The sequence below is a fragment of the Pseudomonas sp. S3_B11 genome, from assembly GCF_054667715.1.
On record NZ_CP162749.1, the window covers coordinates 4447512 to 4469635 of the forward strand.

Genomic DNA, 22124 nt, shown 5'->3' on the forward strand with positions numbered 1-22124 from the left:
ACCGCCATCGCGAGCAAGCTCGCTCCCACAGGAATTTCGTTGCTTGTGATTCATCATTGCAACCCCGCAAGCCGCCCTTCGATAAACCGCCGTTCCGGCAATTGCTGCGTCAACTCAAGCGCGCGTCGATACGCCGACCTCGCCTCGTCCAAGCGTCCCAGTTGACGACAGAACTCCGCCTGCGCCGAGTAGGCCAGGTGATAGTCGAGTAATTCCCCACGCCCCAGGATCGCCTCGACCAGGCGCAAGCCGGCTTCCGGTCCATCGCGCTTGGCCAGGGCAGCGGCGCGGTTGAGTTCGATCACCGGCGATGGCACGGCGCGCAGCAGCACATCATAAAGCCCGACGATCTGCGGCCAGTCGGTCTCCTGCGCCGTCGGCGCTTCGGCATGCACCGCCGCAATCGCCGCTTGCAGGCAGTACGGCCCGAACCGGCGAGTTTTCAGCGCGGCTTCCACCAACGCACAGCCCTCGGCGATCAGCTCGGCATCCCATAAGGATCGCGCCTGTTCATCCAAAAGGATCAGCTCACCGGTCGATGAAGTTCGCGCCGGACGCCGGGATTCGTGCAGCAGCATCAACGCCAGCAACCCCATGACCTCAGCCTCGGGCAGCAACTCCATCAGCAGGCGCCCGAGGCGGATGGCTTCGCGCGTCAGGTCTTCGCGGGTCAGCTCGGCGCCCATCGAGGCCGAATAACCTTCGTTGAACACCAGGTAGATCACCCGCAGCACGCTGTCCAGCCGTTCTGGCAGTTCCGCGCGGGACGGCACCTGATAGGGGATCCTGGCATCGCGGATCTTCGCCTTGGCCCGTACGATGCGCTGGGCAATGGCCGCCGGGGCGGCGAGGAAAGCCCGGGCGATTTGCTCGGTGGTCAGGTCGCAGACTTCCCGCAGCGTCAGGGGCACCTGCGCGTCCGCCGCCAGGGCCGGGTGGCAACAGGTGAAAATCAGCCGCAGGCGATCGTCTTCCACGTCTTCGTCACTCCACTGGCCCTGCTCCAGCTCTTCGAGCTGGGCGATCAACATCGGCCGGGACGCGGCGAAACGCGCGCGCCGGCGCAAACTGTCGATGGCTTTGAAACGCCCGGCAGACACCAGCCAGGCCCGCGGGTTGTCCGGCACCCCGTCGCGCTGCCAGCGCTCGACCGCAATGAAGAAGGCCTCGTGCAAGGCTTCTTCGGCGAGATCGAAATCCCCCAGCAGGCGAATCAACGTCGCCAGGATCCGCCGCGAGTCTTGCCGATAAACCTGCTCGACCCGCGCCTTGACCGCTTCGACCGACATCAGTCGGGCATGCCTTGGGGGCCCCACCCTTGGCCTCGTAAGGCCGGCTCGCTCCGGGCGCGGAAAATCCTCTGACGCCGGGCGTCGATCATTCGGCTGATGGATAACGCATAAGGGACAGCTGCAAGGTTCATGAATGAAGTCCTGTTTGTATTTGTTGTTCAGGGGTTCAGTTGGCGTACCGGTCGCACTTCGACGCAGCCGACCCGGGCCGCCGGGATATTGCCAGCGACCTGGATGGCTTCGTTGAGGTCCTTGGCATCGATCAGGTAGAAGCCCGCCAGTTGCTCCTTGGTTTCGGCGAACGGGCCGTCGGTGATCGACAGCTTGCCGCCGCGCATGCGCACCGTGGTAGCGGTCTGCACCGACTCCAGGGCCTCGGCGGCCAGCATCCGCCCACTGCCCTGGATCGATTCGGCATAGGCCATGCACTCGGCGTCCTCCGGGCTGTCGGGCGAGTTGTGCAGCGTGTGTTCGTTGCTATACACCAGGCATAGGTACTTCATGGAAGGCTCCGTGATCGGACTGATCAACTATGGACGGCAGAATGAGGCTCAGCAAAAAAACCGACGATCAGGGTTGCAGGTCGAACAGCGTCGTACCGGCCATCGGGTCGAACGGCGCGGACCAATGTTCATGGACGATCCGCCATTGCCCGGCTACACGCCGGTAGCAGGCCGTCACGCGCATCCAGCAGGCTTGTTCCTCGCCTTTGTCGTTGGTGCCGCCGCAATAGGCCAGCCAGTGGGCGAAGGCGATGTTCTCGGCCGGGGTAATCTTGACCTGATGGAAGTCGAACTTGTGCGGGCCGGGGCACATTTCCATGCAGGCTTGCCAATGGGCCCGGTAAGCGGTCTTGCCCTTGAATTGCAAGGCCTGGATGGCATCGAACGAGACGATGTCTTCGTCATAGAGCGCCATGACCTTTTCGACGTCCTTGGCCATGACCGCTTGGCGATAGGTGTCGATCAGGGCCTGGATTTCGGTTTCAGTGGCTTGGGTATTCATGGTGATTCTCCGCAGTTTTTTGTTGAAGACACCCTTTGTCGTTTGGAGAAACAGCGAATCGACAACCCAACAAAAATAATTCAAAGAAAAAATTCGCTAGAATCCAGGTCCTATTCTGCTGGTAAACAACGGATGTTTTTGTGACCGCTCAGCTCGTACCCTACGAAGACCTGACCCCGCTGCAACGCGAACAGGTCAGCGCCATCGAAATCCACCCCGAACAGATCAAGTTCGCCGGCGATATCCACGGCGCCCTGCACACGCTGCTGTCCAAGCCCGGCCCCGGGGTCAAAGGGTTTGCGCTATTGGCTGAAGAGGTGCCGGTGGCCTTCCTGCTGCTCAAGCGCCCGCCGGTACTGCCCGCCTGGGCCAATGAACACAGCGCCACCCTGCATGCCCTGCAAGTCGATCACCGGGCCCAGGGCAAAGGTTATGGCAAGGCCTGCCTGCAGGCGCTGCCCGCCGTGGCGCGAGCCGCCTGGCCGGAAATCCGCGGGCTGGAGCTCTCGGTTGACGCCGATAACGACTCGGCCATCGGCCTGTACACCCGGCTGGGCTGGGTCGACAGTGGCGAGGCCTACAAGGGCCGCATCGGTTACGAGCGGCGAATGGGGTTGGCGTTTTGATGGACCTTGACCCATAGACTCAGGATGAATGGATGATGTTGACGTCGATTGAACAGCTGGAAGCGCTTTATGGCCTGCCCCACGAACGGGCAGTGCGCAAACAGATCCCCTTCCTGAACGAGGATTACCAGGCGATGGTCCGGGCCTCGCCGCTGGTGGTCATCGGTTCGGCAGGGCCCGACGGCCTTGATAGCTCGCCGCGGGGCGATGTGCCGGGTTTCGTGCAGGTCCTCGACGAGTGCACCCTGGCCTTGCCGGATCGTCCCGGCAACAACCGCATCGACACCCAGCGCAACGTCCTGCACGATCCGCGGGTATCGCTGCTGTTCCTCATTCCCGGGATTGGCGAAACCTTGCGGGTCAACGGTACGGCCCGGATCAGCGCCGAACCCGCGCTGCTGGAGCGCTTTGCAGTCAACGGCAAGCCGGCTCGCACGGTGCTGCTGGTGACGGTCGAAGCGGCGTTTTTCCATTGCGCCAAAGCCATCGTGCGCTCAGACCTGTGGAATCCGGCTCGCCATCTCGAACGCTCGGCCCTGCCCAGCGCCGGGGCGATCCACAAGCGCTTGAATGATGGGCAGTTCGATGCCGAGACTTATGACCGTGAAGCACCTGCGCGGGTGCAGGCCAGCCTGTACTGAAGCAGCGACGATCAACTTGGCTTGAGCGGGATCCAGATCTCCAGGGTGCCTTCGCCGGTCCTGGGGTTGAAGTCTTCGCTGTAGCGCTCGAACTCCGGCAATTGCGCCGCCGTGTGACCGGAACGCGGCAGCCACTCCTTCCAGATGTATTGGAACGTGTCCGGCAGTTGTTTCAACGACCCCTTATGTTCGAAGACGGCGTAATACCCCGGCTGGATTTCGATCCAGCGGTATTGTTCCGGCAGATCGTCGAGCCGGCTGATTTCCACGCCAGCGATGTATTCGAACCCACCCTTCCCGTCCGGGTTGCAACACACGCCGTAGGTCACTTCATCTTTCTGCCCTGGCACCTTGCCGAGCCAGGGCAGGAACTTTTCCCAGAGCAAAGGAATATCTTGGGCAGTGTCCTGGGTAAACCGAGCACCAAAGCCGGCAATAAGCTGAAAACGTCCCTGTTCAAAGCGTGGTTCGGCTATGTAATCGCGTTTGGGCTTTTCCATGCGGCAACACTCCAGCAAACGTGAAGTCGGGCTTGGCAGTATAGAAGCCAAACCGTGATTGCCAGGGCCGTTTCGCTTGTCAGATTCCAGGCAAGGCGCTGGTGACGGCTTTTCCGACAAACTCGTTGTAGCCAGAAACAATCACGTACACCGCGAAATAGCAGAAGATCGCGGCGGATGCCCAATAGGAGTAACGCAGCAGTTTATCCCCCAACAATTTGCCGCCCTGGGTCGCCGCCAGGCACAGGGCCGCGCACCACAACAACCCGGCACAGAGAAAACCACTGAGGAACAGCGCCGAGCTGAGCAAGGTGCCACCACCCGAACGCGCGATCAGTGTGCCGCCCACCGCAGCGAACCAGAGGATGGCACTGGGCGATGACATGGCCAGGAAAATCCCGCGAAAGAACTCCTGGCGCGGGGAGTTGCCCTGCACCTCCCCAGCCTCGGCCAGCACGGCGCTGTGATAGATCGCCGAATGGATCATCTTCGCCGCGAAATACAGCAACAGCACCGAGCCACCCAGCCACAGCACCCAGCGCACCGCTTCGTATTGCAGCAGGACAGTCATGCCCGCCAGGGCCAGGACGGCGTAGACCAGGTCGCCCACGCAGGTGCCCAGGCCCAGGGCGAAACCCTGGAAGTAACCGCGCTGCATCGCCAGGGTGATCATCGCGATATTGGCCACGCCTATGTCCAGGCACAGGGAGAGACTCAGCAGGAAACCGCTGGAAAATTCCATCATTCATTCCGTTCGATTGGGCTACAGCGAATTCAACTGCCCGCAGCCGGCGTTGATGGCTGCGTGGCGAGGTCGACAGTGTCGTCGAAAATAGTTGTGCGCGGCTACTGGACAATCCGACATCCGCCCGATTATCTTGCGCCGCAGGCCACCGCAGTGGCCAACGTCGCTCGGACGGTTCCGGGCGCTCACGTATCTCGAGGCAACAATGGCCGAACAAGGTTCGCCGCGCCGCTTTGCGCGTATCGATCGACTCCCCCCGTACGTATTCAATATCACTGCCGAGCTGAAGATGGCTGCGCGTCGGCGCGGCGAAGATATCATCGACTTGAGCATGGGTAACCCCGACGGCGCCACGCCCCCGCACATTGTGGAAAAGCTGGTCACCGTCGCCCAGCGGGAAGACACCCACGGCTATTCCACCTCCAAAGGCATCCCGCGCCTGCGCCGCGCCATTTCGCGCTGGTACAAGGACCGCTATGAGGTGGACATCGACCCGGAAACCGAAGCCATCGTCACCATCGGTTCCAAGGAAGGCCTGGCCCACCTGATGCTGGCAACCCTGGACCAGGGCGACACGGTGCTGGTGCCCAACCCCAGCTATCCGATCCACATCTACGGCGCGGTGATCGCCGGCGCCCAGGTGCGTTCGGTACCGCTGGTGCCAGGGGTGGATTTCTTCGCTGAACTGGAGCGGGCCATTCGCGGCTCGATTCCCAAGCCGAAGATGATGATCCTCGGCTTCCCCTCCAACCCCACCGCCCAGTGCGTGGAGCTGGATTTCTTCGAACGGGTCATCGCCCTGGCCAAGCAGTACGACGTCCTGGTGATCCACGACCTGGCCTACGCCGACATCGTCTACGACGGCTGGAAAGCCCCGTCGATCATGCAGGTGCCTGGCGCGAAAGACATCGCGGTGGAGTTCTTCACCCTGTCCAAGAGCTACAACATGGCCGGCTGGCGCATCGGTTTCATGGTGGGCAACCCGGAACTGGTCAACGCCCTGGCGCGGATCAAGAGCTACCACGACTACGGCACCTTCACCCCGCTGCAAGTGGCCGCCATCGCCGCCCTGGAAGGCGACCAGCAATGCGTGCGCGACATCGCCGAGCAGTACCGCCAGCGCCGCAACGTACTGGTCAAGGGCCTGCATGAACTGGGCTGGATGGTGGAAAACCCCAAGGCGTCGATGTACGTCTGGGCCAAGATTCCCGAAGCCTATGCCCATCTGGGCTCACTGGAATTTGCCAAGAAGCTGTTGGCCGAAGCCAAGGTCTGCGTCTCGCCGGGGGTGGGGTTCGGGGAATATGGGGATGATCACGTGCGCTTCGCGCTGATCGAAAACCAGGACCGGATTCGCCAGGCCGTGCGCGGGATACGTGGGATGTTCCGGGCGGATGGGTTGATAAACAAACCTGGCGCCTGACGCAAAAACAACGGTGGGAGTTTGCTCCCACCCTGGATCTGTTGATCACCCGAAACCAGTGTGGGAGCGAGCTTGCTCGCGATAGCGACATAACAGTCAGCATCTCTGTCGACTGTTACACCGCCATCGCGAGCAAGCTCGCTCCCACAGTTGGGTATTGCTCTGGTTCAGACCACCAGCGACAGCAGCAGGATAAAGATCAACCCCACCACGGACAGGATGGTTTCCATCGCGGTCCAGGTCTTGAACGTTTCGGCCACGGTCATGTTGAAGTACTGCTTGACCAGCCAGAAGCCCGCGTCGTTGACGTGGGACAGGATCAACGAACCGGCACCGGTCGCCAGCACCAGCAGCTCACGGTTCACACCCGGCATCATCCCCACCACTGGCACCACGATCCCGGCACCGGTAATGGTCGCCACCGTCGCCGAGCCTGTGGCAATGCGGATCACCGCAGCCACCAGCCACGCCAGCAGGATCGGCGAGATCTGCGCACTCACCGCCATGTGGCCGATCACGTCGCCCACACCACTGGTCACCAGCATCTGCTTGAAGCCACCACCGGCACCGATGATCAGGATGATCGCGGCGGTCGGCGCAAGGCTGGCATCCAGCCATTTGAGCATCTGGTTGGCACCGATGCCCTGCTTGTAGCCGAAGGTGTAAAGCGACAGCAGCAACGCCAGCAGCAACGCCGAGATCGGGTGGCCGATCATGTCCATCCAGGCGCGGAAGAGGTTGCCATCGGGCAGCGCTACGTCAGCGAACGTCTTGAGCAACATCAGGAATACCGGCGACAGCACGGTGATCAGGGTGATGCTGAAGCTTGGCAGTTCGGCGGAGTCCGTCTCGCGGGCCAGTTGGTCCACCAGCTCCTGGTTCGGATGGCCGGGGATGTGCTTGGCAATGAACGTACCAAAGATCGGCCCGGCAATGATGGCCGTCGGCAGCGCTACGATCAGGCCATAGAGAATGGTCTTGCCGATGTCGGCGCCAAACACGCCGATCGCCAGCAGCGGCCCCGGGTGCGGCGGCACCAGGCCGTGGACGGCGGAAAGACCGGCCAGCAGCGGGATACCGATCTTGATGATCGACACGCCGGTGCGACGTGCGACGATGAACACCAGCGGGATCAGCAACACGAAGCCGATTTCGAAGAACAGCGGGATGCCCACCAGGAACGCGGCGAACATCATGGCCCACTGCACCTTGTCCTTGCCGAAGGCGCGGATCAGGGTCTGGGCGATCTGATCGGCCCCGCCCGACTCGGCCATCATTTTGCCGAGCATCGTGCCCAGCGCCAGGATGATGCCGACAAAGCCCAGCACACCACCGAAGCCGTCCTGGAACGCCTTGATGATGGTGCCGGTCGGCATGCCCGACGTCAGGCCGAGGAACGCGGCGGCGATGGTCAGTGCAATGAACGGGTGGAATTTGAACTTGGTGATGAGGATGATGAGTCCGATCACCGTGACCACTGCATCAAGCAGCAGGAACGTCTCGTGGGACATGCCGAACATGGGAGGTGTCTCCTGATTTGTTGTTGTTATTGAAGCAGTTATTGGTTAGCCGTCGGGGTAGCGCTATCTTTCTGACGCAAATTTTTTGAAACTCAGCCGGCAAGCTTCAAACCATGGTCCAACCACCAGACGTAAGCCTGATGCGCCAACTCTTCAACGCTGTGGCTGGACGCATCCAGAGCCAGGGTCAGGGGCTCGCCGACAGGGGATTGAAGGGTGGCAAACTGGCTGTCGATCAGGGTCGACGGCATGAAATGGCCGGGACGATGGGAAACGCGGTCGGCGGCCACTTCGGGGGTCAATTCAAGGAATACGAAGCCCAGGCCAGGCAAGGCACTGCGCAGACGCTCGCGATAACTGTGCTTGAGGGCCGAGCAGGTCAGCACCGGGCGCTCGCCCGTGGCATCGACACGGCGCAACTCATCGCACAGGCTGTCGAGCCAGCCGGCACGGTCGTCGTCGTTCAAGGGAATACCGGCGCTCATCTTCTGGATGTTGGCCGCTGGGTGGAAAGTGTCGCCTTCAATGGCAGTGGCGCCGCTCAGCTCGCATAGCGCCTGGCTGACGCAAGTTTTGCCGCAACCGGCAACGCCCATGATGACCAGGGCGGTGATGGGATTATTCATGTAACACCTCAGCGCGCAGACAGCGCTACCTTTGCCAGTTATGACACCGCAGCAAAAGCAGAAGTTGCCGACGCCTTCTTGTCATTTTTGTGGTTGCAGCATGTTCGTTCACGACACCAGCACACGGGGGATCAGGCAAACCCCACTTACGCAATTGCAGCCGCGTCGAGACAGCGCTACCTTAGTGCCTTGATTTTTGTTTGGCAAGCCGCCCTGATGACCGCCCCTAAAAACGATAAGAATACTCGCACCACCGGTCGCCCTACGCTCAACGAAGTCGCACGCCTGGCCGGTGTCAGCCCGATCACCGCCTCCCGTGCCCTGCGCGGCGTCAGCACCGTAGCCGTCGATCTGGTGGAAAAGGTCCGCCAGGCCGCCGTGGAGCTCAACTACGTCGTCAACCCCGCCGCCCGCGCCCTGGCTTCGGCCCAGAGCCATTCGGTGGTGGTGCTGGTGCCGTCGTTGTCCAACTTGTTGTTCATCGACACCCTGGAAGCCATTCATCGGGTCCTGCGACCCAAGGGTTTCGAAGTGGTGATCGGCAACTACCACTATTCCCGGGACGAAGAAGAAGACCTGTTGCGCAACTACATGGCCTATCAGCCGCGTGGTTTGCTGTTGACCGGTTTCGACCGCACCGAAAGCGCCCGACGCATGATCGAGGCCAGCAATATTCCCTGCGTGTACATGATGGAACTGGACCCCGGCGCGGGGCTCAATTGCGTCGGCTTCTCCCAGCTCAAGGCCGGCGAAACGGCGGCCGAGCATCTGATCTCCAAGGGCCGCAAGCGCCTGGCCTACATCGGCGCGCAACTGGACCAACGCACCCTGCTGCGTGGCGAAGGTTTTCGCCGCGCCCTGCAGAAAGCCGGTCTGTATGACCCGGACCTGGAACTGCTGACCCCGCGCCCGTCATCGGTAGGCCTGGGCGGCGAATTGTTCCTGCAGTTGCTGGACAACCACCCCGATGTCGATGCGATCTTCTTCGGCAACGACGACCTGGCCCACGGTGCCTTGTTCGAGGCCCTTCGCTGCGGCATCAAGATTCCCGAGCAGGTTGCGGTGCTGGGCTTCAACGACCTGCCCGCCTCGGCCCACACGGTGCCGCGCCTGAGCAGCATCAGCACCCCACGGGAAGCCATCGGCCGCCGCGCAGCCGAGCAAATGCTGACGTTAATGGCCGGCAACCGCATCGCGCAGCCGGTGGTGGACATGGGCTTTGAGCTCAAGGTCCGCGAAAGCACCTGAGCCCGGCACGATGCGGTCGATCCATGCCGACGAACGGCAAGGATTGGCCGCCCCGCTCGCCCCGCGCCAGCCCATCGCGTTGGAATACGGGCCTCGCGGCGACGGCATGGGAATTGCTCCTGCCCATCGCTCAGTCATTACCCACAGGTATTCATCATGTTGGTCAGTGCAAAACAGCAAGCGATGGTCTTGCCGCTCAAACGCCCGGGCGAAGATCCCACTGCCGAAGCCGCCAGCGGCCTGCAAAGTGCCGCGTTGCAGGCTTTGCGCGATAACGTCCAGGCCCAGGCCAGCCAGGGCGCTGCCCAGGTCCAGGAGTCCTTCACCCAACGAGCCACGCAACAGGTCAATGCGAGCACCGCCATCAGCGACAACGTCGACGAGGCGTTCGCCAAGACCCGCGTGCAATTGCAGACCGTGGCTTCACCAGCATCCGAAGAAACCACGACATTGGGTGGTTCTGCGACGGCAGAATTCAAGGACTACATGAGCAAGACGCCCGAAGAGCGCCTGCGCGACAGCATTCTCGAAGAGATGGGCATTACCGAGGAAGAGTTCGAGGCGATGCCGCCCGAGAAGCAGATGGCTGTCAGCCAGGAAATTGCCCAGCGCATGCAGGACAAGTCGGCGATCGCACAGGTGGAAAAGGCCCAGCAGAGCCGCACCGACGACAAAGCCTCGGCCACGGATATGTTTCTCGCCTCGCTTTAAGCCTCGCGCATGGCGGAGCGTTTGAGCTGGGGGTTAGCGCCCCAGCTCAAACCTGAGGCCAACCGAAGCAGTATCGGTTCAATGACCGAACAGGTTCACCTTCTTGGTTTTTTTGTCGGCGCGCTTTTCATCGGCAGTTTTCGCCGGTTTTTTCTTTGCCGCTTTTTTTGAATCCATGCCTTTGGCCATGATACGTACTCCACTCATACGGGATGTGAAGTCAGGTATACACCTATCGCCGCACCTGCGTTCTTTTATAATCGCCCTCCCCTTATCGCCCACGACCCTGTCATGTCCGAAATCCATTATGCAGCGCTCGAAGAGTCGCTCTGGCCGCTGATGAACAAGTTCTATCGCGCCCACCAATCCTCGATGAAAGCGGTGCGTGACGCGCAGCTCTGGGTGGCGCGGCGCGATGAGATCGTCGCCGCCCTGTGCCTGCGGCCGGTGTCGGGTGGGCATTGGTTGACAGGGTTGTTCGTCGCCCCGGCGTACCGAGTACAAGGCATCGCCGCACGGTTGATCGCCGAAGCGGTGAACGGCGTGAATGAACCGGTGTGGCTGTTCTGCCACCCGGATCTGCGCGGTTTTTATGAACGGAGTGGTTTCAGCTTCGACCCCGAACTGCCCTATGCGATGGCCGAACGCCTGAGCCGGTATGCGCGTAGCAAGCCGATGATTGCGATGGGGCTTGCGCCTGCAAAATCCTGAAAATCAACACACCCCATTGTGGGAGCGAGCTTGCTCGCGATGGCGTCAGGTCAGTTGCATCAATAGTGGCTGACACACCGCAATCGCGAGCAAGCTCGCTCCCACAGTGTTCTGTGGTGGGTTATCAATCGTCGGCCGTAGGGTCCAGGTCCGGGAACATCACCTCGGTAAACCCGAACTTGCTGAAATCACTGATACGCGACGGGTACAAGCGCCCGATCAGGTGATCGCATTCATGTTGCACCACCCGCGCATGAAAGCCCGAGGCGTAACGCACGATCGGCTCGCCCTTGGGATCGAAGCCTTCGTAGCGGATATCCTGGTAGCGCTCGACCGCCCCGCGCAGGCCCGGCACTGACAGGCAACCTTCGAAGCCCTCTTCCATCTGCGGGCCCAGTGGGGTGATCAGCGGGTTGATCAGGATGGTCTGGGGCACCGCCTCGGCGTCAGGATAACGCTCGCTGTGCTCGAAGCCGAAGATCACCAGTTGCAGGTCCACGCCGATCTGTGGCGCCGCCAGGCCGACACCGCCGACGCTTTCCATGGTCTGGAACATGTCGTCGATCAGTTGCCACAACTCTGGGCTGTCGAACATTTCGGCGGGCACCGGTGGGGCGATACGCAGCAGGCGTTCGTCGCCCATTTTCAGGATGTCACGGATCATGGTCGGGCTTCGTCAGGGTGGGGATGAGGGATGGAATGGTCGCGGCCCAGGCCCGACACATGCTGTTTTTCGTGCTCGCCCGCGCTCTTTTCGCCCGGGTTCTTGCCCTCGGTGGACATGTGCTCGATCACCGCATTCATCTCCGCACCGAGCAGCAGCACCGCCGAAGAAATATAGAAATACAGCAACAACACGATGATCGCACCGATGCTGCCGTACATGGCGTTGTAGTCGGCGAAGGTCTTGACGTAGAAGGCGAATCCCAGGGAGGCGACGATCCACACCACCACCGCCAGCACAGAGCCCGGGGTGATGAAGCGGAACTCCTGCTTGACGTCGGGCATCACGTAATAGATCAGCGCCACGGCCACCATCAACAGAAACACAATCACCGGCCAGCGCACGATCGTCCACAGCGTGACGATGAACGTCTCCAATCCGACCTGGGCCGCGATCCAGCCCATCACCTGCGGTCCGAGCACCATCAGTGCAGCGGCGGCCAACAGCATGCCGGCGATGCCGATGGTGTAGAAAATCGACAGCGGAAAACGCTTCCAGGCCGGACGGCCCTCGACCACATCGTAGGCGGCGTTCATCGCGCTCATCATCAGCCGCACGCCCGCCGAGGCGGTCCACAACGCAATGACGATACCCACCGACAACAGCCCGCCCTTGGATTGCTGGAGCTGGTCGATCACTGGGTTGACCTGCTCCAGGGCCTGGGGCGGCAGCACCAGCTCCGATTGCAGGCGCAGCCAGGAGAAGAAGTCCGGCAGGTGCAGGAAGCCGATCAATGCGATCAAAAAGAGAATGAAAGGAAACAGCGAAAACAGCATTTGGTAAGCCAATGCCGAGGCGTAGGTCGACATCTCGTCGTCGAGAAACTCGGTCACGGTGCGCATCATCACACGATGCAAGGGTAAGCCTTTCAAGGCCGGGAACATCATGTGCGTCTCCTTTCGCCGCAAAAAAGGGGGTCGCTTGGCGACTCAGGGGCCGTTATCACAACAAAGTAGCCTGTTTGGCGACGTTGGATCAATTTCGTCTTTCATGCCCGACGCTGAATTGACCGACGATTGCCAAGCCAAGTTTCATTGTTCCTACAGCCGGGGCTTTATGTTTGCCCGGCAACCACCGAGAATGCCCCACGTATTCAGGCTGCGGCCTGAAGCTCCAACCCCGTAGGAACGTTATGAAACTCGATAAAAAGCAGGCCATCGCCCGCAGAAACCAGGAACTGGGCGGCGCCGTACTGGGCGTCAACAACTGCCACTTCAGCGAATTGAACCGTAACCGCAACATCTTCTGGTTCGATATCCCGGTGGGGCGCCTGGCCATTGGTCAATACGAATGGATTCACCTGCTGCTGCACACGCCGGCCACCGATGAGCTGCTGCACCTGAAGGTGCCGACCGTGTTCCTGCGCGAGAAAATGGAAGGCCTGGAAGTGCGCAACCAGGGCAAGCGCAAGGCGGCCCTGAGCCTGGAATTGAGCGCTGACAAGGATTCCTACCTGCAGGACATGCGTCCGGGGGGTACCAATCTGGATTTTGCGCAGTTCAGGTTGTAATGCGATTTCCTAGCTTTGGTGTGTAGATCCGTTGCTGCGGTAACGGATATGTACCCAATCCAGCCCAAAAGAAAACGGCGCTTTCCCTCCCTCGGAAAAGCGCCGTTTCCTTAAGTGAATAGCATCACCGCATCAGCGGGGCTTTTCATTGGCAACGGTCTTACTTCTTCAGCCCCAGTTTCCTGAGCTCTTCATCCCGCAACTCGCGCCGCAGGATCTTGCCCACATTGGTCGTCGGCAAGGCATCACGGAACTCCACGGCCTTGGGCACCTTGTAGCCGGTGACGTTGGCACGCATGTGTTCCATCACCTGTTCCTTGGTCAACGTGACACCCGGCCGGGCGACGATGAAGATCTTGATCGCCTCGCCGGACTTCTCGTCCGGTATGCCGATGGCCGCGCACTGCAGCACGCCCGGCAGGGTTGCCAGCACATCTTCCAGTTCGTTGGGGTACACGTTGAAACCGGAGATCAGGATCATGTCTTTCTTGCGATCGACGATGCGCATGTAGCCGTCCGGCTGGATCAACGCAATGTCACCGGTCTTGAGCCAGCCTTCGCTGTCGAGGATCTCGTCGGTGGCTTCCTGGCGCTGCCAGTAGCCCTTCATGACCTGCGGACCTTTCACACACAATTCGCCGATTTCGCCCAATGGCTGTTCGACACCCGCGTCATTGATCACCTTGCACAGCGTCGACGGCACCGGAATGCCGATAGTCCCGATCTGGATGTGCTGGATCGGGTTGACGGTGGCCACCGGGCTGGTTTCGGTCATGCCGTAGCCTTCGCAGATCGGGCAACCGGTCACTGCTTTCCAGCGCTCGGCTGCTGCCAGTTGCAGGGCCATGCCGCCAGACAGGGTGACTTTCAGGGCAGAGAAATCCAGCTTGCGGAAGGCTTCGTTGTTGCACAGGGCCACGAACAGCGTATTGAGGCCGACGAAACCGCTGAACTTCCACTTCGACAGCTCCTTGACCATCGCCGGCAGGTCACGCGGGTTGCTGATCAGGATGTTGTGGTTGCCGATCAGCATCATCGCCATGCAATGAAAGGTGAAGGCGTAGATGTGGTACAGCGGCAGCGGCGTGATCAGAATCTCGCAACCTTCATTGAGGTTGGAGCCCATCAGCGCCTTGCACTGCAGCATGTTCGCCACCAGGTTGCGATGAGTGAGCATCGCGCCCTTGGCCACGCCAGTAGTGCCGCCGGTGTATTGCAGCACGGCCACATCGTCACTGGTGGGGTTCGCTTCGCTCACGGGTTGGCCGTGGCCTTTGCTCAGCACATCGTTGAACTTGACGGCCTTGGGCAAGTGATAGGCCGGGACCATCTTCTTGACGTACTTGATCACGCTGTTGATCAACAGGCGCTTGAGCGGCGGCAGCAGGTCGGCGACTTCGGTGACGATGACGTGCTTGACGCTCGTCTTGGGTACCACGGTCTCGGCCAGGTGCGCCATGTTCGCCAGGCACACCAGCGCCTTGGCCCCGGAGTCGTTGAACTGGTGTTCCATTTCCCGCGCGGTATACAGCGGGTTGGTGTTGACCACGATCAGCCCGGCGCGGATCGCCCCGAACACGGCCACCGGGTACTGGAGAACGTTGGGCAGTTGCACGGCGATTCGATCGCCGGGCTGTAAATCGGTATGCTGTTGCAGGTACGCGGCAAAGGCACCGGACAACTCGTAGAGTTCACCGTAGGTGATCGTCTTGCCGAGGTTGCTGAATGCCGGCTTGTTGGCAAAGCGTTGGCAGGACTGCTTCAACACCGCCTGAATATTCGGATACTCGTCTGGATTGATGTCGGCAGCAATCCCAGCTGGGTACTTATCCTTCCAAAAGTCTTCAATCATGGAAGCCCACTCCTCAGCAACGCGAATTCTCACCGCATTTGATGCGATTATTATTGGTGTGTGTTTATTGGTGAATCTGGCTTGAATCAAGGCCGAGAAGTCACAAAAGCGCGCCGAGAGTAGCAGCTTTGCCAGGGGCCGACTAGAGCCAAAAGTAGCCCCCACAGTCACAAACATGACTCATGAATATTTTATGGTCATTTTTAGAGTAAAAAATCTACACCCTGTTAAATCTCTGAATCAAACAACTGTGGGAGCACAGCTTGCTCGCGATAGGGATATGTCAGCCAATACAAATGAGGCTGTTCCACCGCTATCGAGCAAGATGTGCTCCCACAGGTTTTCGTCAGGACAGATACCCCGGCGGACCTCAGGCAATATCGCGCAGCTCCCTCCGCAGAATCTTGCCCACCGGCGTCATGGGCAACGACTCCCGCAGCACAATGTGCTTGGGTACCTTGTAGCCGGTGAAGTTCTCCTTGCAGTAGGCCTTGAGTTCTTCAAGGCTGACGCCGGTTTCCCGCGCCACCACGAACAGCTTCACCGCCTCCCCCGAACGCTCGTCCGGCACACCGATTACCGCGCAGTTGGCCACCTTGGGATGGGCCATCACCACGTCTTCGATCTCGTTGGGGTACACATTGAAGCCCGAGACGATGATCATGTCCTTCTTGCGATCGACGATGCGCACGAAACCGTCCGGGTCGATCACCGCGATATCGCCGGACTTGAACCAGCCCTCGTGGTCCAGCACTTCGGCCGTGGCCTCAGGCTTGTTCCAGTAGCCTTTCATGATCTGCGGGCCCTTGATGCACAGCTCACCGCGCTCGCCCAGGGGCTGCTCGACGCCATCGTCGTTGATCACTTTCATCAGCGTGCCTGGCACCGGCATCCCCACCGTGCCCAACCGGGACTTGCCGCCGTAAGGGTTGGCACTGGCCACTGGCGAAGTTTCGGTCAGGCCATAACCTTCGGTGATGCCACAACCGGTGATCTGCTCCCAACGCTCGGCAGTGGCCTTGATCAGCGCCGTGCCGCCCGAGTTGGTGACCTTGAGGCTGGAAAAATCCAGGGTCTTGAAATCCGGATGGTCCATCAATGCCACGAACAACGTATTGAGCCCCAGCAGCAACGAGAAACGCCAGTTCTTCAGTTCCTTGATGAAACCACCGATGTCCCGCGGATTGGTGATCAGCACGTTGTGGTTGCCGGTCACCATCATGCACATGCAGTTCGCCGTGAACGCATAGATATGGTACAGCGGCAGCGGTGCGATCATGACCTCCTGGCCTTCGCGCAACAGTGGATGGCCGTCATCGCCGAGCTGCCCCAGGCAGGCCCGGGCCTGTTGCATGTTGGCCACCAGGTTGCCGTGGGTCAGCATCGCGCCCTTTGCCAATCCGGTGGTGCCGCCGGTGTATTGCAACACCGCAATATCGTCGAGGCTGACTTTCAGCGGCTTGATGCCCTGGCCGCGCCCCAGGCGCAAGGCGCTCTTGAAGGAAATGGCCTGGGGCAGCGAATAGGCCGGGACCATTTTCTTGACCTTGCTCACCATCGTGTTGACCAGCCAGCCCTTGGCGGTGGGCATCAGGTCACCCATCTTCGCTTCGATCAGGTACTGCAGGTCCGTATCGGGCAACACCTCCTGGACTTTCTGCCCGAACATATTCAGGTACACCAGCGCCCGGGCACCGGAGTCCTTGAACTGATGACGCATTTCCCGCGCGGTGTACAACGGGTTGGTGTTGACTACGATCAGCCCGGCGCGCAAGGCACCGAACACGGCGATCGGGTACTGCAGGATGTTAGGCATCTGCACCGCGATTCGATCACCCGGCGCCAGGTCGGTATGGGCTTGCAGGTAGCCGGCGAAAGCCGCGCTGTAGCGCTCCAGCTCGGCATAGGTGAGGGTCACCCCCATGTTGCTGAACGCCGGACGGTCGGCAAATTTCTTACAGGAACGTTCGAACACCTCGATCACCGACTTGTAGGCCCCAAGATCAACATCCAGGGGCACGCCGGTCGGGCGTTTGTCATTCCAGAAATCAGGCTGCATTGTTTTTGTCCTCTTTACCTGAGCATGTCCGGGCCGCATCTGTATCGCTTGCAGAGGCGGAGCTCCTGGGACACTAGCAGCTATGGCCAATCAGGCAAATATGGCAACCTGCGTCATAGATTGTGTGAATCTTCCTGCCATGGCGTGGCCTGATCAGGCGAGACGCAGCGGATGCGCTATACAATGCAGCGACGCTGCGTCTGACTTTGTGCAAAGGAATCGCCATGATCCACCAAACGTTCTGGCTGACCGCGACCGACCATAGCCGCCTGTTCGTCAACCAGTGGCTGCCCGAAACCGCCCCTTTGGCGGTGATCATGCTGGCCCACGGCATGGCCGAACACAGCGGCCGCTACGCCCGTCTGGCCCAGGCGTTGTGCGACGAAGGCTACGGTGTCTGCGCCATGGACCTGCGCGGCCATGGCAAGACCGGCGAGGAAGCGATTCTCGGCCATTTTGCCGACGAGGACGGCTGGGCCAAGGTCGTGGGCGATCTGGCCAGCCTCAACCACCACATCGTCCAGCAATACCCCGATACCCCGATCCTGCTGCTGGGCCACAGCATGGGCAGCTACATCGCCCAGGGTTACCTGTTGCATCACAGCGCCAGCCTGCACGGGGCGATTCTCAGCGGATCGAACTTTCAACCGGTGACGCTCTACCGCAGCGCTCGCCTGATCGCCCGCTTCGAACGTCGGCGCCAGGGTGCCACGGGGCGCAGCGCGTTGATCGAGTGGCTGTCGTTCGGCAGTTTCAACAAGAAATTCAAACCCACGCGTACCCCCTTCGACTGGCTCAGCCGCGACCCGGCCGAAGTCGACCAGTATGTCCACGACCCGCTGTGTGGCTTTCGCTGCACCAATCAACTGTGGGTCGACCTGCTCGGCGGGTTGCAGCAAATCAGCAAAGCGTCCAATCTCGCCCAGATCGATCCGGGCCTGCCCGTGCTGGTGATCGGTGGCGAATGTGATCCGGTGAGCGAAGGCAAGCGTCTGAAGGATCTGGCCGACGCCTTGCGTGACGCCGGCATCCGGCACCTGCAATTGACGATTTACCCGCAGGCCCGGCACGAACTGTTCAATGAAACCAACCGCGATGAAGTGACCGCCGACGTACTGGCCTGGATTGCCCAGGCCCTGAGCCACAAGCGGCCGCCACGCAGCGAGTAGGCTTGCAGCATTTTTCCTTTACTCCTTCACAGGATTTGAAACAGATGACCCAGGTTACCAACACTCCTTACGAAGCCCTCGAAGTAGGCCAGACCGCCAGCTACAGCAAGACCGTCGAAGAGCGTGACATCCAGCTGTTCGCGGCGATGTCGGGCGATCACAACCCGGTGCACCTGGACGCCGAGTTCGCCGCCGCGAGCATGTTCAAGGAGCGCATCGCCCATGGCATGTTCAGCGGTGCGCTGATCAGCGCCGCGGTGGCCTGCGAGTTGCCTGGGCCGGGCACTATCTATATCGGCCAGCAGATGAGCTTCCAGAAGCCGGTGAAAATCGGCGACACCCTGACCGTGCGCTTGGAGATCCTGGAAAAACTGCCGAAATTCCGTGTACGCATCGCCACACGCGTGTTCAACCAGCGCGACGAGCTGGTGGTGGACGGCGAAGCCGAAATCCTCGCACCGCGCAAGCAGCAGACCGTGACCTTGCCGACATTGCCGGCGATCACCGTCGGTTGATTCACAGGCGCCTACGGTGAGTGACTTGTGGCGAGCCGTTGTGTGGGAGCAAAGCTTGCTCGCGATGCAGGCACCTCGGTTCCCTGAGAGACCGAGTTATCTTCATCGCGGGCAAGCCTTGCTCCCACACAGCAGGCCTTCGCCACAATGACGGTTACGCGGCAAGTTATGGCTGGTCTTCGCGCACCTGCACGCTCGCCGTCATCCCCGCGCTCAGGTTCACCCCCTCCGGTAACTTGTCCAACTTGATCCGCACCGGTATCCGTTGGGCCAGGCGCACCCAGTTGAAGGTCGGCTCGACCTCCGCCAGTAACTGCGCATCGGGATTGGTGTTGCGGTCGGTAATGCCACGGCTGATGCTCTCGACATGACCCTCCAGCGCATGGCCGGCGCTCATCAGCCAGATCTTGACCGGATCGCCCACGCGGATCCTCGGCAACTTGGTTTCTTCGAAATAGGCCTGCACATAGAACGTCGAGTCGTCGATCAACGCCATCACTGGCTGCCCGGCATTCACGTAGTTGCCTTCGGCCAGGCGCAGGTTGGTGATGTGGCCGTTGCGTGGGGCCAGGACCTGGCTGCGGGCCAGGTTGAGCTCGGCCACCTTGGCCTCGGCCTGGGCTTCGCGCAGTTCGCCGCGGGCGATGCCGGCGTTGATCTGGGCGTTTTCCCGCAGTTCGGCGCTGATGGCCTGGGGTCCAAGGGCCGCACGGCGGCTGGCTTCGTGTTCACGCAGGCTCAGTTGCTGCTGGCGCGTCTGCACCACCGCCCGAGCCTTCTCCACCGCCGCCTCGAAACGCTCGCGGTCGATACTCAGCAACACATCGCCGGCCTTGACCTGTTGGTTATCCACCGCCTTGAGCTCGCGCACCCAACCCGACACATCGGGTGCAATCACCACCACGTCGGCGCGGATCCGCGCATCGCGAGTCCAGGGTGTGAGCATGTAGTACTGCCACAGGTGAAACCCGGCGAAGATCGCCACGGCCACCATGCACAGCGTGACGGCGACACGTACGGATGTACGCATGTTCAACTCCTATAGCGGCCCGAGGACCACGGTAATAACGGTCAGGACACAGACATACAGGGCGCAGTCGAACAAGGCTTCATGCCAGATCCAGCGCCCGGCCGGCACCAGGCTGAGCAACAGGCGCAACGCACCGGTCACCAGCAACGCCAGCACCACATAAATCAGGAACGGGCTGAGCAACACCCCGCCAATCGACCACTCACGCAAGCCCATGGCTGTGCTCCCGTCGTTCAGGTTCGTGCTGGTGGCACCAGGCGCGCCAGCTGTTTTGCAATTGCACCACCGCGCCCTGGGCCAGCTTCAATGCGTCACCGGGCGGCTGGCTCGACAACACCTTCAGGAGCTCGGCGCTTGCCGGGGCCAGCGCATCGGCCTGGTCACCGGTCGGGCCGTGTTCGAGCACCTGCTCCAGCGCTTCGAAATAACGGCGCTGCGCCCGGGTATCGGGCACCTGGGCGACGGCCAGGCTCAGGCGCAAATGCAACAGTTCATCGCCAATGTCCAACCCAAGCAAACCATCATCCCAACGGCTGCGCGCCTGCACCGGCAATTCGGGGTAATGCCGCGCCAACTGCAACAGCCGGTCGGCCATGCGCCCGCCGAACCAGCTCTCGGCGCCACGCAGACTGCGATGGGTCAGGCGCACCAGATCGTGGAGGGTCGCGGCCAGCAGGCGGCGGCTGTGCCAGGCCGGGTTGCGCAAAATCAGCAGATTGAAGGCCAGCACCGCCGCGCCCACGCCAATCATCATGGCCTGGGCGTTGTTGAAGAACGCCGCGACGTCGTACTTCATGGCATTGAGCGGTGAAATCAGCACCACGAAATGCAGGCAGAACGAGGTCGCCGTGGCGAAGATCTGCGGCTTGGCCATACCCAGCGCGCCGAAAAACAACGGCACGCCCATGGCCATGCAGAGCATCGCAAAACTGCTCCATTGCGGGAGTACGAGTTCACCGATCACGAACGCCGTCGGCACGGCCAACAGGATGCCCCGCAGAAAACTCATGCCGATCTGCGCGCCGTTTTCGCGACTGGCAAACAGGCTGCACACCACGCACGTCAGCACCAGCGCACCCGAAGCGGCGGGCCAGGCAGTCGCCAGCCAGAAACAGGCAACCGCCAGGAACGCCAGGGCGCTGCGAGCACCAAAGACCATGGCCAGGGACAGATCACGATGAGGCGCCAGGGTTCGCGGTGGATCCGCCGCCTCCCTGCCCTCCCGTACCGCCGTCAAGGCTGCGCAGGCGGCCAGGGCGGTATCGAGCAACAGGGCGAACCGCGCCAGGCAGTAACTTTGCGCCGAGCTGATCTGCGGGTCGTGAGACGCATCCCATACCCGGGGGCGTAAGGCCTGCAAGGTCGCACTGTCGGCATCGAGGGCCTGCTGTACCTCGTTCATCCAGGGTTGGAGGGCCTCGGCCTCCTCGGGGTCGAGCTGTTTCCACTGCCGCCGCACCGAGCGCGAAAGGCGCAGCAACATCAGCAATTTCTGGCTCAAGCCGCTGATGGCTCGGGCTCGCTGTCGACCACGGCTGCCTTCGAACCAGGCATGTTCGCGCTGGGCATCCACCGCGACGATCCTGCCCAGAATTTCCAGCAACCCTTTTCGCGCCTGGACATCGCCAGCCAGGGTCACGCGGGCGGCCAGCATGCCGCTCTGCCAGGCCGCAAGGGCCTGACCGGCCAGTTGCCGCTCGACCCGCAACGGCCAGAGCAAGGCACTGGCCGCCGTGGCGCAGACAATGCCCAGGCTGATCTCGGTGCAGCGCGCCACCGCCTGCTCGAACACACCCAGCGGATGGGAAATGGCTGGCAAGGCAATGATCGCCACCGTGTAACCGGCCAGCACGAACGAATACGACCAGGCACTGCGCAGCAGCGTCGAACACGCTGTGCACAACCCCAGCCAGAGCGCCAAGGCCAGCAGGAACAACCAGGGCGCCTGGGCAAACAGGCCCATGAACACCACCGACATGACGGTGCCCGCCAGCGTGCCGACCAATCGCGCCAACCCCTTCTGCACCACCATCCCGGACAGTGGCTGGGCGACGATGATCGCGGTCATCAGCGCCCATGACGGCTGCTCCAGCCCCCAGCGCAGCGCCAGCCACAACGCCAGCCCAGCACCAAGCACCGTCTTGATGGCGAACTGCAAAGCGAGGCGGTCAGGGGCAAACAAGGCCTGGAAGGTAATGGGCACGCGAAAAACTCTTT

Annotated in this window: 23 protein-coding genes; 9 read left to right on the top strand and 14 right to left on the bottom strand. The window is 61.2% G+C overall.

The features are described 5' to 3' along the window. Positions 1-53 precede the first annotated feature (53 nt). The 3 genes from AB4O22_RS19985 to AB4O22_RS19995 all read right to left on the bottom strand — a co-directional run bounded on the left by AB4O22_RS19985 (position 54) and on the right by AB4O22_RS19995 (position 2297). A complete protein-coding gene (locus AB4O22_RS19985; RefSeq protein ID WP_003198610.1) occupies positions 54-1289 on the bottom strand; it encodes an RNA polymerase sigma factor in 1236 nt (411 codons plus the stop codon). A gap of 161 nt (positions 1290-1450) precedes the next feature. Next, entirely contained in the window at positions 1451-1795 is a 345-nt protein-coding gene (locus tag AB4O22_RS19990) for a YciI family protein (RefSeq protein WP_003198606.1), read from the bottom strand. 67 nt (positions 1796-1862) lie between these two features. After that, positions 1863-2297, bottom strand: a complete 435-nt coding sequence (locus AB4O22_RS19995) for a YybH family protein (RefSeq protein WP_003198604.1) — start codon at positions 2295-2297, stop codon at positions 1863-1865. A gap of 140 nt (positions 2298-2437) precedes the next feature. Between AB4O22_RS19995 and AB4O22_RS20000 the strand changes: the two genes are divergently transcribed. Both AB4O22_RS20000 and AB4O22_RS20005 read left to right on the top strand, forming a co-directional pair. Continuing rightward, the gene (locus tag AB4O22_RS20000) at positions 2438-2923 is read left to right on the top strand and encodes a GNAT family N-acetyltransferase (RefSeq protein ID WP_003198602.1); all 486 of its coding nucleotides are present in this window, start codon (positions 2438-2440) and stop codon (positions 2921-2923) included. Positions 2924-2958: 35 nt separating this feature from the next. Next, the gene (locus AB4O22_RS20005; protein ID WP_460097732.1) at positions 2959-3564 is read left to right on the top strand and encodes a pyridoxamine 5'-phosphate oxidase family protein; all 606 of its coding nucleotides are present in this window, start codon (positions 2959-2961) and stop codon (positions 3562-3564) included. Between the two features lie 11 nt (positions 3565-3575). Here AB4O22_RS20005 and AB4O22_RS20010 read toward each other — a convergent pair whose 3' ends face one another. Beyond that, positions 3576-4064 carry a GyrI-like domain-containing protein gene (locus AB4O22_RS20010; protein ID WP_003198597.1) on the bottom strand — a complete coding sequence of 163 codons (489 nt, stop codon included), beginning with the start codon at positions 4062-4064 and terminating at the stop codon, positions 3576-3578. 79 nt (positions 4065-4143) lie between these two features. Continuing rightward, positions 4144-4806 carry a LysE family translocator gene (locus AB4O22_RS20015; protein WP_003198596.1) on the bottom strand — a complete coding sequence of 221 codons (663 nt, stop codon included), beginning with the start codon at positions 4804-4806 and terminating at the stop codon, positions 4144-4146. A gap of 208 nt (positions 4807-5014) precedes the next feature. On the opposite strand from AB4O22_RS20015, the gene alaC reads away from it, so the two are divergent. Next, positions 5015-6232 carry an alanine transaminase gene (gene alaC, locus AB4O22_RS20020; RefSeq protein ID WP_003198594.1) on the top strand — a complete coding sequence of 406 codons (1218 nt, stop codon included), beginning with the start codon at positions 5015-5017 and terminating at the stop codon, positions 6230-6232. Between the two features lie 167 nt (positions 6233-6399). Here alaC and AB4O22_RS20025 read toward each other — a convergent pair whose 3' ends face one another. Both AB4O22_RS20025 and AB4O22_RS20030 read right to left on the bottom strand, forming a co-directional pair. Next, a complete protein-coding gene (locus AB4O22_RS20025; RefSeq protein ID WP_003198592.1) occupies positions 6400-7752 on the bottom strand; it encodes a GntP family permease in 1353 nt (450 codons plus the stop codon). A gap of 92 nt (positions 7753-7844) precedes the next feature. Beyond that, complete coding sequence (locus AB4O22_RS20030; protein WP_003198590.1) at positions 7845-8378, bottom strand: gluconokinase; 534 nt, start codon at positions 8376-8378, stop codon at positions 7845-7847. 216 nt (positions 8379-8594) lie between these two features. On the opposite strand from AB4O22_RS20030, the gene gntR reads away from it, so the two are divergent. The 3 genes from gntR to AB4O22_RS20045 all read left to right on the top strand — a co-directional run bounded on the left by gntR (position 8595) and on the right by AB4O22_RS20045 (position 11048). Further along, positions 8595-9626, top strand: a complete 1032-nt coding sequence (gntR, locus tag AB4O22_RS20035; protein ID WP_027912033.1) for an HTH-type transcriptional regulator GntR — start codon at positions 8595-8597, stop codon at positions 9624-9626. Positions 9627-9782: 156 nt separating this feature from the next. Then, on the top strand, positions 9783-10337 hold the full coding sequence (locus tag AB4O22_RS20040) for a hypothetical protein (protein ID WP_003198586.1): 555 nt from the start codon (positions 9783-9785) through the stop codon (positions 10335-10337). Between the two features lie 291 nt (positions 10338-10628). Beyond that, positions 10629-11048, top strand: coding sequence for a GNAT family N-acetyltransferase (locus AB4O22_RS20045; protein WP_003198583.1), 420 nt, complete (start codon positions 10629-10631; stop codon positions 11046-11048). 124 nt (positions 11049-11172) lie between these two features. On the opposite strand, the gene def is transcribed toward AB4O22_RS20045, so the two are convergent. After that, a complete protein-coding gene (gene def, locus AB4O22_RS20050) occupies positions 11173-11712 on the bottom strand; it encodes a peptide deformylase (protein ID WP_003198581.1) in 540 nt (179 codons plus the stop codon). Further along, on the bottom strand, positions 11709-12659 hold the full coding sequence (locus AB4O22_RS20055) for a YihY/virulence factor BrkB family protein (RefSeq protein ID WP_003198579.1): 951 nt from the start codon (positions 12657-12659) through the stop codon (positions 11709-11711). The genes def and AB4O22_RS20055 overlap by 4 nt, the downstream gene beginning before the upstream one ends. 245 nt (positions 12660-12904) lie before the next feature. On the opposite strand from AB4O22_RS20055, the gene AB4O22_RS20060 reads away from it, so the two are divergent. Beyond that, the gene (locus tag AB4O22_RS20060; protein ID WP_003198577.1) at positions 12905-13282 is read left to right on the top strand and encodes a hypothetical protein; all 378 of its coding nucleotides are present in this window, start codon (positions 12905-12907) and stop codon (positions 13280-13282) included. A gap of 160 nt (positions 13283-13442) precedes the next feature. Here the strand turns inward: AB4O22_RS20060 and fadD1 are convergent, their stop codons facing one another. Beyond that, on the bottom strand, positions 13443-15134 hold the full coding sequence (gene fadD1, locus AB4O22_RS20065; protein WP_003198575.1) for a long-chain-fatty-acid--CoA ligase FadD1: 1692 nt from the start codon (positions 15132-15134) through the stop codon (positions 13443-13445). 370 nt (positions 15135-15504) lie between these two features. After that, positions 15505-17193 carry a long-chain-fatty-acid--CoA ligase FadD2 gene (fadD2, locus tag AB4O22_RS20070; RefSeq protein WP_013692441.1) on the bottom strand — a complete coding sequence of 563 codons (1689 nt, stop codon included), beginning with the start codon at positions 17191-17193 and terminating at the stop codon, positions 15505-15507. A gap of 224 nt (positions 17194-17417) precedes the next feature. Between fadD2 and AB4O22_RS20075 the strand changes: the two genes are divergently transcribed. Beyond that, positions 17418-18362, top strand: coding sequence for an alpha/beta hydrolase (locus tag AB4O22_RS20075; protein WP_003198571.1), 945 nt, complete (start codon positions 17418-17420; stop codon positions 18360-18362). A 44-nt stretch (positions 18363-18406) separates the two neighbouring features. Further along, positions 18407-18877 (top strand): MaoC family dehydratase, encoded by a 471-nt coding sequence (locus tag AB4O22_RS20080; RefSeq protein WP_003198569.1) that lies wholly within the window; start codon positions 18407-18409, stop codon positions 18875-18877. 166 nt (positions 18878-19043) lie between these two features. On the opposite strand, the gene AB4O22_RS20085 is transcribed toward AB4O22_RS20080, so the two are convergent. The 3 genes from AB4O22_RS20085 to AB4O22_RS20095 are packed head-to-tail and all read right to left on the bottom strand — an operon-like array spanning position 19044 to position 22110. Continuing rightward, positions 19044-19907, bottom strand: coding sequence for an efflux RND transporter periplasmic adaptor subunit (locus AB4O22_RS20085; protein WP_003198567.1), 864 nt, complete (start codon positions 19905-19907; stop codon positions 19044-19046). 9 nt (positions 19908-19916) lie between these two features. Beyond that, a complete protein-coding gene (locus tag AB4O22_RS20090) occupies positions 19917-20123 on the bottom strand; it encodes a DUF1656 domain-containing protein (protein ID WP_003198565.1) in 207 nt (68 codons plus the stop codon). After that, complete coding sequence (locus AB4O22_RS20095; RefSeq protein ID WP_003198563.1) at positions 20110-22110, bottom strand: FUSC family protein; 2001 nt, start codon at positions 22108-22110, stop codon at positions 20110-20112. The genes AB4O22_RS20090 and AB4O22_RS20095 overlap by 14 nt, the downstream gene beginning before the upstream one ends. Positions 22111-22124 lie beyond the last annotated feature (14 nt).

Bases quoted from the DNA above. Each gene is read 5' to 3' on its own strand.
- AB4O22_RS19985 (WP_003198610.1), bottom strand. From the start codon at position 1,289: ATGTCGGTCGAAGCGGTCAAGGCGCGGGTCGAGCAGGTTTATCGGCAA.
- AB4O22_RS19990 (WP_003198606.1), bottom strand. From the start codon at position 1,795: ATGAAGTACCTATGCCTGGTGTATAGCAACGAACACACGCTGCACAAC.
- AB4O22_RS19995 (WP_003198604.1), bottom strand. From the start codon at position 2,297: ATGAATACCCAAGCCACTGAAACCGAAATCCAGGCCCTGATCGACACC.
- AB4O22_RS20005 (WP_460097732.1), top strand. From the start codon at position 2,959: ATGTTGACGTCGATTGAACAGCTGGAAGCGCTTTATGGCCTGCCCCAC.
- AB4O22_RS20010 (WP_003198597.1), bottom strand. From the start codon at position 4,064: ATGGAAAAGCCCAAACGCGATTACATAGCCGAACCACGCTTTGAACAG.
- AB4O22_RS20015 (WP_003198596.1), bottom strand. From the start codon at position 4,806: ATGGAATTTTCCAGCGGTTTCCTGCTGAGTCTCTCCCTGTGCCTGGAC.
- alaC (WP_003198594.1), top strand. From the start codon at position 5,015: ATGGCCGAACAAGGTTCGCCGCGCCGCTTTGCGCGTATCGATCGACTC.
- AB4O22_RS20025 (WP_003198592.1), bottom strand. From the start codon at position 7,752: ATGTTCGGCATGTCCCACGAGACGTTCCTGCTGCTTGATGCAGTGGTC.
- AB4O22_RS20030 (WP_003198590.1), bottom strand. From the start codon at position 8,378: ATGAATAATCCCATCACCGCCCTGGTCATCATGGGCGTTGCCGGTTGC.
- gntR (WP_027912033.1), top strand. From the start codon at position 8,595: ATGACCGCCCCTAAAAACGATAAGAATACTCGCACCACCGGTCGCCCT.
- AB4O22_RS20040 (WP_003198586.1), top strand. From the start codon at position 9,783: ATGTTGGTCAGTGCAAAACAGCAAGCGATGGTCTTGCCGCTCAAACGC.
- AB4O22_RS20045 (WP_003198583.1), top strand. From the start codon at position 10,629: ATGTCCGAAATCCATTATGCAGCGCTCGAAGAGTCGCTCTGGCCGCTG.
- def (WP_003198581.1), bottom strand. From the start codon at position 11,712: ATGATCCGTGACATCCTGAAAATGGGCGACGAACGCCTGCTGCGTATC.
- AB4O22_RS20055 (WP_003198579.1), bottom strand. From the start codon at position 12,659: ATGATGTTCCCGGCCTTGAAAGGCTTACCCTTGCATCGTGTGATGATG.
- AB4O22_RS20060 (WP_003198577.1), top strand. From the start codon at position 12,905: ATGAAACTCGATAAAAAGCAGGCCATCGCCCGCAGAAACCAGGAACTG.
- fadD1 (WP_003198575.1), bottom strand. From the start codon at position 15,134: ATGATTGAAGACTTTTGGAAGGATAAGTACCCAGCTGGGATTGCTGCC.
- fadD2 (WP_013692441.1), bottom strand. From the start codon at position 17,193: ATGCAGCCTGATTTCTGGAATGACAAACGCCCGACCGGCGTGCCCCTG.
- AB4O22_RS20075 (WP_003198571.1), top strand. From the start codon at position 17,418: ATGATCCACCAAACGTTCTGGCTGACCGCGACCGACCATAGCCGCCTG.
- AB4O22_RS20080 (WP_003198569.1), top strand. From the start codon at position 18,407: ATGACCCAGGTTACCAACACTCCTTACGAAGCCCTCGAAGTAGGCCAG.
- AB4O22_RS20085 (WP_003198567.1), bottom strand. From the start codon at position 19,907: ATGCGTACATCCGTACGTGTCGCCGTCACGCTGTGCATGGTGGCCGTG.
- AB4O22_RS20090 (WP_003198565.1), bottom strand. From the start codon at position 20,123: ATGGGCTTGCGTGAGTGGTCGATTGGCGGGGTGTTGCTCAGCCCGTTC.